The sequence below is a fragment of the Fulvitalea axinellae genome (assembly GCF_036492835.1).
GTDB lineage: Bacteria > Bacteroidota > Bacteroidia > Cytophagales > Cyclobacteriaceae > Fulvitalea > Fulvitalea axinellae.
The window spans coordinates 42,962-55,848 of record NZ_AP025318.1; the positions used below are offsets into that span (position 1 = coordinate 42,962).

Here is a 12,887-nt window from a genome sequence, read left to right on the forward strand (position 1 = left end):
ACAAATGCGGAAGGTATGGAGAGGATTAGATTAGCGAATTGTTCGGTGTTCAAAGCGCCGGAATCCCTGTACATCAAGCAGGGCGATGACAGCCTGATGCATTTGCAAGGCAAGGAATTGGCGCAGATCACGGCTGTGGTGGAAGCTACGGATGGACAAGAGCTCGAGGCCGATAATCTTTATGCGCTGGTAGCGGACGATTTTGATAACGACCGGGAATTTTTTGACGCCATATTGGAATGGCTGGTTGTCAATAAGATATTGGAACGAACCAAAGGCAAACGGGAACATGCCGGGCCATATCGTGTAGCTTTTTTCACGGGCGAATCCTATTGTGACAAGATGGGGGAAAACCTGAAGAAAGCGTTTGATAATGAGCCTGAATGGAAAATAGATACCTATCCGTTAGCGGAAGATTTTTCAGGTCCAAAACCCGACTTGATCCTAGTGTTTTCTCCGCTGTTCGATGATTATAAAAAGATCCGGGAGCTCGACCTTTGGGCTTACCGTGAAGACGTTCCCTTGTTACATTTAGGCGTATCGAGTATGAGCGTGACGGTTGGTCCGCTGGTTATGCCTTCCAAACGTTCGCCGTCTTTGACGTGCTACGCCAAGCGGAAATTGGCCAATACGGCGGACGCCTCGAAGTATATAGAATTCCTGAGGCAAAGCGAAAAGCAAACCGTTAAGCGTTACGATTTCTCGGATTTCCCTTTCTTCGGGATGATGATGGAGATGGCGAAAAACGAAGTGAAGCGTTTTCTGGCCTATGAGGGCCAATACTCTGGCCACATAACGGGCAAGTCCGTAACGATGGATTTCTCCGATTACGGAGTGGAAACCTCAAGGGTGCTTCGGGTGCCGGGATCGGAGGTTTATAATCAGGCTAGGAACAACCCGTTTAACAGCTAAGGCCATGGGAGCGAAAGATATTTTCAATAGCGAAGCGGGGTTCATAACCGGACCGTTATATTATATCCCGAACCGGAGGTTTATACCGCCATGCGTGTTCCAGACCAGCACAACGGGCAAAAACCTCAGCTTGTTAGGTGCCCGAACCGATGAGATAACGGCCGGATCGATGGGTTTGAATGAGGAAGAATCCGTAAAGGGAACCATCGGCGAGTTTGTGGAACGATACGCTGGCGCGGCGATTTATAGGCAAAAATTTGTCAACGCGGATTATCATGAAATGAAGGCCGCGGGCCGGAACGCTCTGGACCCCGATGAAATCCGGCTTTTCAGTGAGCGTCAGTTAGCCGATAGGTCATTGGGGCTTGATAGGCCAAGCCGGAAGCATAAGATTGATTGGGTGGAAGGCCAAGACGCTTTGACTGGCGAAAAGGCTTGGGTGCCTGCGTTTATGGTTTATCTGCCGTACGCTCACCAACACGGCGAACATCATTTCTATATGCCCAAAAGCACGTCGACAGGTTTGGCCGCTGGCGAAAACTTTGCGCATGCCTTCCACGGCGGATTTTTTGAGGCTGCGGAGCGACACGCATTCTCAAGGTTTTGGTACAAACAGCATGTGGAGAATCCGCCGATGTACCGGAAAGAAACCTTGCTCAAACACTTTCCCGAAGACAAAACACTGCGTCAACTGTATGATAATCCTTTTGTGGAAATCGCCGTATTCGACCTTTCGGAGTATGTTCCGGTAGAATGCGTAGCGGTTTTTATGTTTTATGAATACAAAGGAAAACGCATGCAGACCTGTGGGGCGTCGGCTAGATTTACCAAACGTGACGCGTTGGTGAAAGCGGCTGTCGAAGCCTATCAGGGTGTAGAATATGGGCTGAGCCTGCAAGACAAAAAACTGTTCGGCACTCAGGAATCGGAAGCTAACCTGGCCGACGATTTTGACAAGCATTTCGATTTCTATAATTCATTCCCAAACCTTCGAAAAGAAGTGCCGGTATTGCGCCGGTCTATAGAGGAGGAAGGGGAAAGTGGCCTCTTCCAAGCTACCGGTTCGAGGCTCAATGCGCTTACTTCCGAACAATTGAAATCCTGTGGTCTGCATGGAGTTTTCACCGTGGACATCACCCCGGAAGATATTGAGGAATTGGACCTGAAAGTGATCCGGACTGTAGTGCCTGACTTTGCGTTGCTAACTGGCGATCACCGTTATCCTTTTCTTGGTCGACTGGATGAAGAGGATGGGTTTTACACCGATTGGCCCCATCCGTTTCCGTGATTATCGCTTACTTTTTCAGTGGAAGAGCAGTGGACTGGAAAGGTAAGTACAAACGCATAAACACCAGATATGAAGCCGGTAACGGATGGTGTTTTGTTCAGGTTTGCGAACTGTATAGTCTTTATGTTCTGTCCAAAAAGAATAAACTATGAAGAAAATAATACAGATAGTACTCTTCCTTATTTTCGTTTCTCCGATGACATTGAAAGCGCAAGACCCACTGAAGAATATTCAGGAAAGGATCACCGACAGCTTCAATGGTTTTTTTGAGAAAAAAGACGGAACGGCTTTCGACGCTTTAATTTCAGAACTCAAAGCGGCGCATGACCAACGCCCTGCCAACAACCTGATTTCATACTGGTACGCCTACGCTTTATATCGAAGGGCGATAACGGAAATGGCTGTCAAGAATGAGAAAAGAACCGAAAAACTCAACGATCAGGCCATAGAATTGATGGAAGGAATCAAGCGAAAATCGTCTGAAGATTACGCTTTATTGGCAACTGTCACGAATTATAGCCTAGCGTTCACGTCATTTTTTTCGGCGCCGTTCAAATCAAAAAAAGCGGTAAACTACGCCGATGACGCATTGGCTTTGGACAAGGAAAACCTAAGGGCTTACCTGATGAAAGGTGTAAACGATTTCTACACGCCAAAACGATTTGGTGGCGGAAAGCACACTGTGGAATATCTGGAAAAGGCGATTTCCTTACCTGACAAATCCGCCACCGGACCTTATGCCCCGACATGGGGGAAAAGTGAGGCCTATTGGTATCTGATCCGCTTTTATTGGAAAGAGGGAGAAAAGAAAAAAGCGAAGGAGGCGGTGACAAAAGCGAGCGGCTTATATCCCAATGATGTGTTGATTAGAAATATGAGAAAGCTAATTGACAAGGAAGCGCCAAAGACTAAGAAATAAGATGGGATAGAAGGCCCCATCGTCCAAGAACTAACTGACTTGAATCGGTATGAAAAAGAACATAGATAATCTGTTTTACGAGCAAAACCTTAGCCCAAGCGCTATTGATTTTATCGAATCGTCGAAGGTGAAAAGCTATGACTTGGCCGACTTCGGCAGACATATCGGCACAGTGATGAGCTCCGGGTATCATATGCGCCAAATAATTGGTACAAGTGTGGAGCTTGGTAATACGGAAAAAGTGGCGCTTAATACGGAAACGAAAAACGAGGATCGGGTAAAGGAACTACGGCGCATTCAAAACGAACGGAAAAGTACCCGGGCGTTTGGCAAAGGAATGGACTTGGATGATTTGTCGGCGTTATTGCTAAATTCATATTTTGTGATTGACGGATCGAAAGCCAGTGACCGGGCTCCTGCCCGCCGGAGTATCGCCTCGGGCGGTGCGGTGTACTCGATCGATCAGTACTTCATTAATCTGAACGTGGTGGGTCTGGAACGTGGAGTGTATTATTACAACCTCCAGCAAGAACGATTGGATAAATTGCCGATATACGATGGGAAAGAATCCTTGTTTGAGAAACGTTTTGCGGATGCGTTTTATACAAATATCCGTAAAGACTGGGATTTCGATTCGGCGGGAGGCGTTCTGGTTTCTGTCGCTACATTGAGTCGGGCGTCTTGTAAATATAAAGATCGTGGCGTGCGGTTCGCCCTAATGGATGCGGGAAGCATAATGCAAAACGTACATTTGGCGGCGGCAGCTTTGGATTTAGCCGTGTGCGCAAACGGCGGATATCTGGATGACCAAATAGGAGAGTTGTTGGGCCTGATAGAGCCGGATGAAATCGCCTTGAACACAATGATTGTTGGTCGAATGAAAACCGAATGATATGGGGCAACGCAAGGCCAAAGGCAAAATTCGGTTCAATGAGGAATTTACGGTACTGAGTAATGACGGAAACGATGGTCGGGTAATTCTGCAAAATAGCCTGACTAAGCTGACGGTCACGCTCAGCGAGCCCGAGCTCGATATAATCCGCTATTATGGCGAGTATCCGGAATTTGGCAAGGTCAAACGCCATTTTGATGAATTTGAACTGACGGATCAGCTTCTGGGAACTTTGCTTACCAAGGCTTTCGAATTGACTTTGTTAATTGATGACACTTATATCCCTCCAAAAAAAGAAAAGAAGAGGGCTTTACCAATAGCGGCCTTGAACTACATTTTGGTTCGCTTAACCTTGATTGCCGGAAAACTGACGGGCCTGAAGCTCAATCCTGTTTTTGCGGGCTCGTTTCTTTTCTTCCGCTTGGTGAGCGCCGATTTGTCAGGCAGTTGGATGGAGCGTTTGGGGAACTCCCGAGTGGGCCGAGGAATAGTTTACGTATTTTTCTGGGTAAGTTTCGCTATAATGACGGGATTGGTGGCGTTTTCTGATTCGGAGCTCTCTTATACGGCCTTTATAAATGCCACGTTTAGTTGGTATTGGACAGCTTTGATTGTTTTTGTGACGGTCTTCGTTACTTTGATTCTGCACGAAGCGGGGCATTATATGGAGCTGAAACGTTTCGGAGGTAAGGCAAACGAAATAGGCGCCGGTTTTCTGTACGGCTTTCTGCCTATTTGTTTTACGAACGTGACAGAAGTAGGACTTTGGGAGGATAAATGGCGTAGGATACAGGTGACTGTAGCCGGTATCTGGGTAGACGTTTGGTTGATTCTCTTTTTCGCCGTATTAGTGCTTTACACACCGTCTCATTCTTGGTCCGCGTATATCGGTGTTATTATGCTTTTTTATATGGTGATTAGATTATTGACTAATATGAATTTTCTAATTCCGAATACTGACGGTTATTTTATTTTCTGTGACTTATTCGGTTTCGAAAATCTGTATCGCCGTTCTTTCGAAGGGTTTAAAAATTTGTTTAAAACCGTGAAGTCGGGAAGTGTCCGTAAACTGAATTTCCGGATGGTTACAAAAGCTTCATACTTCTTGGTTTCCAACCTAATGATTGTCGTTTATTGGCTAATGATTTCTTTTCTGATCTTTTATCCGGTATGGATCGAATTGGTTTCTAGAATAATATGATTTAGGTGATGAAGATGACTGTATAGAAAATGACAGCTAGGGTAGCTCTTATCGTTTTGGCCTTTGCGCTGGGTGTTATTTCGGAGGTTGTGGCACAACTTCCGGAACGGCTTTATGGCGTAGTGCAAGACGAAACGGGCGAACCGCTGTACGGCGCCAGCGTATACGTTCTTCACCATACCGAAGCGGGAACCACTACGGATTGGGAAGGTCGTTTTTCTCTTAGTTTAAAAAATATTACCCCGAATGATACGCTGATTTTTACTTTTGTCGGCTACGATACGGTCTCAAAATTGCTTTCGGAAATAAAGACGAAAGACCTTATTGTAAAACTGGAACTGGCGTCAGCTTTACTTGGAGAAATTACTATAGAAGCCTCACGGCCAATTGCGGAGACATTTTCAGTGGCGAAAATAGAGAAGTTGCAGATTTATCTAAACGCTTCCGCCGCCGGAGATCCGCTTCGGGCGGTTTCGCTTTTGCCATCATCCACCAATCTCGACGAATCGGCCAGTCCGTCATTGCGGGGCAGTCCTTCTTCTTGGACTAGGGTTTATCTGAACGGTGTTCCAGTCTATCGGCCCGTCCGTAATTCAACCATCTCAGGCGCGGGTACCTTTAGTCTTTTCAATGCTGAGCTTTTGAAGGATGAATTGGTGTTTGCCAGTAACCCGCCCTTGACTTTGGGACAATCCAGTGCAGGGTTGATTAGCTTAACCACAGCGAACAAGCTGGAAAGTAACCAATACGATATTTCGGCGGGACTGGCTCACGGAGGTTTTCTGTTTTCTCAAAAATTGGGAGCGGAAAGCTTTGTGCAGGCTTATGCCAATTATCAATTCGACGACTGGTTTTTGCCTGTGAATAAGGCTCTGGCCGAAGATTTAAAGCATTTCTACACACGGGATGGGGGATTACATTTTGTAAAGCGTTTCGGTGAAAACTCCAACATAAAATATTATGGATATTTGATTGATGAGGGTTCTGATTTTATTAGTCAGCAATATAATTATACGGGTTTGGCCAAAGGCCGTAAGAAAAGAACATTCCACACTTTACGATATGAGATCCGATCCGATAGAAATGTGTTTTTTGTAAATGGAGGATATGATATCAGTGACTCGGGATATAAATTCGGAGTTATAGATTCAGAGCAAAAAGAACAACAGGCATACGGATCTTTAAATTATAAATATATCTGGTCAGAGAATCTGAATACGCAAATAGGCGTATCGGATTTATATGTCAAAAGAACGTTTGGTGGAGATATTCCTGAATATCCTTTTTTGGTAGCTCCCGGTTCACCGATTATTTCCGAAACGGAGACGGAAGAGAGGCATCGGGTGGAAGCGTATTTTTATGGAAAATGGTTTCCGATAGAAGGCTGGACGATAGGAGCAGGGGTACGCCCGACAATTCCCATTAATGGACAAACCGCATATCTGAGCGGACAACTAAGCGCCAAGTATGAATGGGAAAAAGGGAACAGCCTGATGCTTTCGGGAGGAAGATATTACAGTGATTTTGTTCCTGTTTATGATGATGTGCGGCACCGCATAATCCGAAGTGATCAGATTGCCTTGGAATATCGCTTGGATGGAGAGGATTTGCTTGCTAACATCGGTCTTTATTTCAAGAAGGAAAGAGATTTGGCTACGGAGCGTGATATTTTGGGTTTGGAGTACTTTCTAGAACAACGCTTCTTGACCAAATTCCGGGCGAATTTGTCCATGACTTGGGCACATGGTACCGAAAAAAGCTTGGGCAAGGATTATCCGGTTTCCTACCTTCCTCCAATTTTTGTCAAATTCGGATTTGATTTTCAGGATCCCCGACTTTTTAGTTTTGGATTAAATTGGCAATACCGTCAGGGTTCATATTATACAATGATCGACGGGGCTTCTTTTGATCCGGAAAAGGGTGGGTATATTCCATCTTTTAGTTCTGAAATAAACGGAGAGCAATTCGGAGATTATCAGACCTTGAATATCTCGGCAAATAAATTAATACCGATAGGCAAACAGACGATTATCGTTTATATAACTGCCAGTAATATTCTGGATAATAAGAATGAATGGGAATGGCGGTACACGGAAAACTATTCAGACAAAAGCCCGGCACATTACCAACGTAGAACGCTGTATTTGGGTGTGGTTTTTAAATTCGGGCAGGTTTCCAATTAATGGTTATTATGAGTGCTTGGGTTTGGCCCCAAACCGGAAAAGGTGTATATTGATACCATAGCCTTTGGGTTATATAACCACTAAAAACTACTTCATACGAACGACCGTTTTTCGGTTATTCTTCATTCGCTTTTTTGAATTATTTTTATCAAACAAAGAAGAATCGTCATGTCTATTGACTTCACCGAAGAAGAGAGGGAGCTGGTTTGCGAGGAGATAAAAGTCTGGAAAAATGAAGCGACCAAGGACCGTTGGGCGCTTAGCCGGATTATAGATATCTACGACGCCATTTTGGAAAAGATGAGTGTGTCGGGTCCTGTAAGCCTGGAAAAGATGGAGAAGTTGGAGGTAATGGAGCGTTTGAACGCCACATTATTAGAAAATCCGGAAATGGCGCACGCAAAGAGCGCATTAGGGAAACTCGCTTAATCCCGCATTTCGGACATTAATTCGCTTATTATAAGAAAGCCTTTCGGCCGTGTGTTGAAGGGCTTTTTGTTTAGGAAATTTCTTCTTGTTTTTAAACAGAGACACTTTGTCCCCGGTTTGGACTTTAAACAGTCTTCACAAAACTTAAAACCATGGCTAGGGACGAAGAAAGATACGATGAGGAGAACGATAAAAAAAAGGAAGATCCAAGCCCCGAACGCGATATGAGCGAGGAGGCAGGAGCCAGGTCCACTGATTATGACGGGGACAATTTTGTTGATGACGAGAGCTGGGTGAACCGTGGACGACGACGTTCAAAAGACTAGAATAGGTACACGAAAAGCGGATCAATAGGCTTGACCCGCTTTTCATAACTCCCCTTAAAATACCCTCATATATATTTTTTGAATAAATTATCGGTAAGGAGAACATAATTAAGAGTAACTCTTGAAGGCTTTTTTCTCCGTCTTTTTACTGTTTTCTATCGACTTTGTTTTCTTGTTGCTTTAGGGTTTAAATTGCTGTTAAACAGGTTTCTGTGTGCTGTTTTTCATTTGTGCTTATGAAGCGTTTCTAATGAAAATATTATCTTGATTGGATTATAATTATGTTTTATTTTTTCACCATACAATGAATCGGTTCTATCGTCTACATAGTGTTTGTTGTTAATCCCGATTTTTATTTTCCTTCCTTCGTTTTTTCAGTTTAGACACAGGAAGGCTCTCGCACATTTTTAGCTGATCACGGATCTTGGCGGTATTCCGGGATTGGTTTTTTTAATGAAAATCCGGTAATGATGAGAACGAACACTATGGTGGCGCTTCTGTTTGCGCTTTTCTTCTCTATTGGCTCAGCAGATGTCTTGGCTGAGGGAATTGTTTTACAAAATGCTGAAAACCGTGAAGGCTTTGTCTTGGATGGTCTTTGGAACGTTCGTTTGGCTCCATTTAGGGGCGGAAACGGAAAGGGGATGTCAAAACCGATGAAACCCGGAGCCAAAGACGAGTCTTTTGTGGATCGTTTGGCGGTACCTGGAGATTGGAATACTCAGGCTGAAAAATTATACTATTATGAGGGGTCCGTATTTTACAAAAGAAACTTTAAATGGAAAAAGAATTCTGCCAAGCGCTACATCCTTCATTTTGGTGCGGCTAATTACGAAGCTGAGGTTTTCCTGAACGGAAATACAATCGGTACGCATAAAGGTGGTTTTACGCCTTTTGATTTCGAAGTAACCGATGAACTGTTAAACGGTGATAATACTTTGGTGGTGAAGGTCACGAATCAGCGAAAGAAAGAGTCCATTCCGACTATTCGCTTTGATTGGTGGAATTATGGAGGCCTTACGCGTTCTGTAAAGTTGGTTGAGGTTGGCGAAACCTTTATTTCGGATTATTCAGTGGCCTTGGATCAGAATGATAAGCGGATGATTTCGGGCTGGACACAACTTGACGGAAAATACCAAGGGAAAGAGGTGACGGTTGAGATACCGGAATTGAAGATCAAAAAATCGGTTACGGTATCTGATAATGGTAAAGCCGAGTTTATCGTTAAGCCGAAGCGATTGGAATTGTGGTCGCCGGAAACGCCCAAATTGTATACTGTTCGTTTAACGGTTGGCGATGATAAGGTAGAGGACAAAATTGGATTTAGAAGTATCGAAACCAAGAACGGAGATATACTTTTGAACGGGAAGAAGGTTTTTCTCCGTGGTATAAACCTGCATGAGGAAGCGCCGATGGGTGGCGGTCGTCTTACTACGGCCGAGGAATGCCGGACTTTGTTGGGTTGGGCTAAAGAGCTTGGCTGTAACTTCGTTCGCTTGGCGCATTATCCGCATAGCGAAATGATGGTACGTGAGGCTGAGCGCATGGGGCTGATGGTTTGGGCCGAAATTCCGGTGTATTGGAAAATAGATTTTGAAAATGAAACGGCTTACGCAAACGCCGAACAGATGTTGGTGGAGATGGTTCAGCGTGACCGTAACCGGGCTTCCGTTATCCTGTGGTCTGTGGCTAACGAGACTAGAGAAAGTGAGGCTCGTCAGCGCTTCTTGGGGAATCTTCTAAAAAAGACCAAAGAATTGGATCCTGTCCGGTTAACTACCGCTGCTTTAGAAGCCTTTAAAGAAGTGGATGGAGTCCGTGTAATCGACGATCCGTTAGGCGATTTGGTAGATGTTTTGGGCGTGAATTGTTACTGCGGTTGGTATTTCAGAAAACCTACAGAGTGCCCGGAATTGGGCTGGGAAATTAAGTTCGATAAGCCCGTAATTTTCAGCGAATTCGGAGCGGGCGCTTTGCAGGGCCATTATGGCGACAAAAGTGAGAAATGGACCGAAGAATATCAGGAAGAGGTTTATCGTCAAAATATCGGGATGATTAAGGAGCAAATGCCTTTTCTCGATGGTATGACTCCTTGGATTTTGGTTGATTTCCGTTCTCCGATTCGTCCGAACCGTGTGATTCAGAACGACTATAACAGGAAGGGCCTTCTTTCTGAAAAAGGCGTGCGCAAAAAAGCGTTTTACGTATTACAGAAATTCTATCAAGAATTAGAAGAAAAAGCTTTCGGAAAAGGAAAGGTCCAATAGTTTTGGGAAGTGTGAATGGGTCTAATAGGATAGTTTTTTATTAAAAATTAAATGTAAATAAATCAATACGTAATATTATATTTATATTTACACATCACAGTACATGACAAAAAATGGCTTTCCGAATCATTGCGTAATTTTGAGTGACCAAACTTAAACCCGCAAAACGATTGGAAAGCCAGTTCGAATATACAAAACTACAGACCTTAATTACCAGTGAACCCGAGTTAAAGAAACTGAATAAGGCCCGACTAAAACTGCTTTGTTACCTGATAACCTCGTTGATCAAAGTCCAAAAGGTTGGTTTCAGACACCTTTCGGAAGGATACGATTCGGGAGCTACGGTGACGTCCAACATGAGGAGGATTCAGCGTTTCTTTGCCAAATTCGAATTTCCGGAAGAGGGCTTTTCCCGGCTTATCATCAGGATGATTCCCGTCAAAGGGAAATACCGGATCGCCATTGACCGGACCAACTGGAAGTTCGGGAAAAGGAACATCAACTTGCTGTTTCTCTGCGTTGTATACAAAGGCGTGGGTATTCCGTTGATATGGAAAGTGCTTGGGGACAAGAAGGGGAATTCGAGCACGGCCGAACGAAAAGGTCTTCTCGGGAAGTTTATCGAATGGTTCGGTGCGGATATGATCGAACGCATTACCGCTGACCGGGAATTTATCGGCGAAGAATGGTGGGAATTCCTGCTGGAACACGGGATCCCTTTTTATATCCGCATCAAGGAAAACGCGTTAATAGGGTTGCATGGCGGAAGATTCGTAAACGCCAGGCGATTGTTTGCGCCCCATAAGCTGAAAGTCGCCTATTTTCATCCGACTTCCGTGACGATCACCAAGGTGAAGGTGTATGTTTCGGGAATGAAGTACATCGAGAACGGAAAGCTCGAATACTTGATCCTCGCGTCTCCGAAAAACACTCGGGAAAGCTTAGAAATCTACCGTGAACGCTGGCAGATAGAAACCATGTTCAGGGGCTTCAAAAGTGCGGGCTTCAACCTTGAGGATACGCATTTACAAGATTACGAAAGGATAAACAAGTTGCTGTGTGTCATAGCAATAGCGTTTATCTGGTCGTATAATATCGGGATTTTCAAACACGAAGAGGAGGAGCCGATCAAAATCAAAAAACACGGGAGAAGGGCGAAAAGCTTTTTCTCGTACGGCCTTGAGGAAATAGCCCACGCTCTGATTAATAAGGTCGAAACGAAGATCGAGAGATTATCAGGGCTATTTTTGTCATGTACTTAGTTTCACAGTACATGACAAAAAATGGCTTTCCGAATCATTGCGTAATTTTGAGTGACCAAACTTAAACCCGCAAAACGATTGGAAAGCCAGTTCGAATATACAAAACTACAGACCTTAATTACCAGTGAACCCGAGTTAAAGAAACTGAATAAGGCCCGACTAAAACTGCTTTGTTACCTGATAACCTCGTTGATCAAAGTCCAAAAGGTTGGTTTCAGACACCTTTCGGAAGGATACGATTCGGGAGCTACGGTGACGTCCAACATGAGGAGGATTCAGCGTTTCTTTGCCAAATTCGAATTTCCGGAAGAGGGCTTTTCCCGGCTTATCATCAGGATGATTCCCGTCAAAGGGAAATACCGGATCGCCATTGACCGGACCAACTGGAAGTTCGGGAAAAGGAACATCAACTTGCTGTTTCTCTGCGTTGTATACAAAGGCGTGGGTATTCCGTTGATATGGAAAGTGCTTGGGGACAAGAAGGGGAATTCGAGCACAGCCGAACGAAAAGACCTACTCGGGAAATTTATCGAATGGTTCGGTTCGGATATGATCGAACACATTACGGCGGACCGGGAATTTATAGGCGAAGAATGGTGGGAATTCCTGCTGGAACACGGGATCCCTTTTTACATCCGCATCAAGGAAAACGCGTTAATAGGATTGCGTGGCGGAAGATTCGTAAACGCCAGGCGATTGTTTGCACCCCATAAGCTGAAAGTCGCCTATTTTCATCCGACTTCCGTGACGATCGCCAAGGTGAAGGTGTATGTTTCGGGAATGAAGTACATCGAGAACGGAAAGCTCGAATACTTGATCCTCGCGTCTCCGAAAAACACTCGGGAAAGCTTGGAGATTTACCGTGAACGCTGGCAGATAGAAACCATGTTCAGAGGCTTCAAAAGTGCGGGCTTCAACCTTGAGGATACGCATTTACAAGATTACGGAAGGATAAACAAGTTGCTGTGTGTCATAGCAATAGCGTTTATCTGGTCGTATAATATCGGGATTTTCAAACACGATGAGGAGAAGCCGATCAAGATCAAAAAACACGGGAGAAGGGCGAAAAGCTTTTTCTCGTACGGCCTTGAGGAAATAGCCCACGCTCTGATTAATAAGGTCGAAACGAAGATCGAGAGATTATCAGGGCTATTTTTGTCATGTACTTAGACTTAGTTTACACATAATTATACTTTTTCAAAATATAA

At 44.5% G+C, this 12,887-nt stretch carries 11 protein-coding genes; all 11 read left to right on the forward strand.

The features are described 5' to 3' along the window. Window positions 1–15 precede the first annotated feature (15 nt). The 11 genes from AABK39_RS23425 to AABK39_RS23475 all read left to right on the forward strand — a co-directional run bounded on the left by AABK39_RS23425 (window position 16) and on the right by AABK39_RS23475 (window position 12,849). Window positions 16–912: a hypothetical protein gene (locus AABK39_RS23425; RefSeq protein ID WP_338395654.1), complete on the forward strand. Its 897-nt coding sequence runs from the start codon at window positions 16–18 to the stop codon at window positions 910–912. Between the two features lie 4 nt (window positions 913–916). Beyond that, on the forward strand, window positions 917–2,200 hold the full coding sequence (locus tag AABK39_RS23430) for a YcaO-like family protein (protein WP_338395655.1): 1,284 nt from the start codon (window positions 917–919) through the stop codon (window positions 2,198–2,200). Window positions 2,201–2,348: 148 nt separating this feature from the next. Beyond that, entirely contained in the window at window positions 2,349–3,119 is a 771-nt protein-coding gene (locus AABK39_RS23435; protein ID WP_338395656.1) for a hypothetical protein, read from the forward strand. 49 nt (window positions 3,120–3,168) lie between these two features. Next, the gene (locus tag AABK39_RS23440) at window positions 3,169–4,011 is read left to right on the forward strand and encodes a SagB family peptide dehydrogenase (protein WP_338395657.1); all 843 of its coding nucleotides are present in this window, start codon (window positions 3,169–3,171) and stop codon (window positions 4,009–4,011) included. A gap of 1 nt (window position 4,012) precedes the next feature. Next, complete coding sequence (locus AABK39_RS23445; protein ID WP_338395658.1) at window positions 4,013–5,212, forward strand: zinc metalloprotease; 1,200 nt, start codon at window positions 4,013–4,015, stop codon at window positions 5,210–5,212. Window positions 5,213–5,241: 29 nt separating this feature from the next. Beyond that, window positions 5,242–7,395 (forward strand): TonB-dependent receptor, encoded by a 2,154-nt coding sequence (locus AABK39_RS23450; protein WP_338395659.1) that lies wholly within the window; start codon window positions 5,242–5,244, stop codon window positions 7,393–7,395. Between the two features lie 168 nt (window positions 7,396–7,563). Beyond that, on the forward strand, window positions 7,564–7,824 hold the full coding sequence (locus AABK39_RS23455; protein ID WP_338395660.1) for a hypothetical protein: 261 nt from the start codon (window positions 7,564–7,566) through the stop codon (window positions 7,822–7,824). A gap of 152 nt (window positions 7,825–7,976) precedes the next feature. Continuing rightward, window positions 7,977–8,150 carry a hypothetical protein gene (locus AABK39_RS23460; RefSeq protein WP_338395661.1) on the forward strand — a complete coding sequence of 58 codons (174 nt, stop codon included), beginning with the start codon at window positions 7,977–7,979 and terminating at the stop codon, window positions 8,148–8,150. A gap of 467 nt (window positions 8,151–8,617) precedes the next feature. Further along, on the forward strand, window positions 8,618–10,417 hold the full coding sequence (locus tag AABK39_RS23465) for a glycoside hydrolase family 2 protein (RefSeq protein WP_338395662.1): 1,800 nt from the start codon (window positions 8,618–8,620) through the stop codon (window positions 10,415–10,417). Between the two features lie 143 nt (window positions 10,418–10,560). Next, complete coding sequence (locus tag AABK39_RS23470) at window positions 10,561–11,679, forward strand: IS4 family transposase (protein ID WP_338391134.1); 1,119 nt, start codon at window positions 10,561–10,563, stop codon at window positions 11,677–11,679. Between the two features lie 51 nt (window positions 11,680–11,730). Next, entirely contained in the window at window positions 11,731–12,849 is a 1,119-nt protein-coding gene (locus AABK39_RS23475) for an IS4 family transposase (protein WP_338392421.1), read from the forward strand. The last annotated feature ends 38 nt before the right edge of the window (window positions 12,850–12,887 follow it).

What these genes read in the sequence shown, in the direction of transcription:
- AABK39_RS23440 (WP_338395657.1), top strand. Translation starts at nt 3,169, where the DNA reads ATGAAAAAGAACATAGATAATCTGTTTTACGAGCAAAACCTTAGCCCA.
- AABK39_RS23425 (WP_338395654.1), top strand. Translation starts at nt 16, where the DNA reads ATGGAGAGGATTAGATTAGCGAATTGTTCGGTGTTCAAAGCGCCGGAA.
- AABK39_RS23450 (WP_338395659.1), top strand. Translation starts at nt 5,242, where the DNA reads ATGACAGCTAGGGTAGCTCTTATCGTTTTGGCCTTTGCGCTGGGTGTT.
- AABK39_RS23430 (WP_338395655.1), top strand. Translation starts at nt 917, where the DNA reads ATGGGAGCGAAAGATATTTTCAATAGCGAAGCGGGGTTCATAACCGGA.
- AABK39_RS23435 (WP_338395656.1), top strand. Translation starts at nt 2,349, where the DNA reads ATGAAGAAAATAATACAGATAGTACTCTTCCTTATTTTCGTTTCTCCG.
- AABK39_RS23445 (WP_338395658.1), top strand. Translation starts at nt 4,013, where the DNA reads ATGGGGCAACGCAAGGCCAAAGGCAAAATTCGGTTCAATGAGGAATTT.
- AABK39_RS23460 (WP_338395661.1), top strand. Translation starts at nt 7,977, where the DNA reads ATGGCTAGGGACGAAGAAAGATACGATGAGGAGAACGATAAAAAAAAG.
- AABK39_RS23455 (WP_338395660.1), top strand. Translation starts at nt 7,564, where the DNA reads ATGTCTATTGACTTCACCGAAGAAGAGAGGGAGCTGGTTTGCGAGGAG.
- AABK39_RS23465 (WP_338395662.1), top strand. Translation starts at nt 8,618, where the DNA reads ATGATGAGAACGAACACTATGGTGGCGCTTCTGTTTGCGCTTTTCTTC.